We start from the raw sequence: 430 nt of genomic DNA, 5'->3' as shown, positions 1-430 counted from the left end.
TGTAGCTTTATCAAAAGCCTTTAACACTAGTAGTTGGGTGACTGGTCTTGCAGTCTCGCTAGCCTTGCTGGGGTCTGCGGTAGGAGCCTTCTTTGCCGGACAAATTGCCGACCGTTATGGTCGCGTCAAAGCAATGGTGGTAGCTTCGGTGTTGTTTACTATCAGTGCCATTGGTTCGGGGATTGCCTTTACAATCTGGGATTTCATCTTTTGGCGGTTATTGGGTGGAATTGCAGTTGGCGCTGCTAGTGTCATCGCGCCAGCTTACATTGCCGAATGTTCTCCCTCTCACTTGCGCGGAAGGTTGGGATCTCTTCAGCAACTAGCGATTGTAATTGGGATTTTCATCGCCCTACTGAGTGACTACTTCATCGCTGTGTCAGCAGGTTCGGCAGAGTCACCGTTTTTATTTGGTGTTGCAGCTTGGCGG

At 50.0% G+C, this 430-nt stretch carries 1 protein-coding gene; it reads left to right on the top strand.

Features of this window, described 5'->3' with window-relative positions; genetic code table 11:
* The coding region (locus BV372_RS34110) for an MFS transporter (protein ID WP_218776810.1) at window positions 1–430 on the top strand (430 nt) is incomplete at both ends.

The organism is Nostoc sp. T09 (assembly GCF_002154695.1).
Lineage (GTDB): Bacteria > Cyanobacteriota > Cyanobacteriia > Cyanobacteriales > Nostocaceae > Aulosira.
Note: the sequence above shows the minus strand (reverse complement) of the source record. Positions and strands in the feature narration are given on the sequence as shown.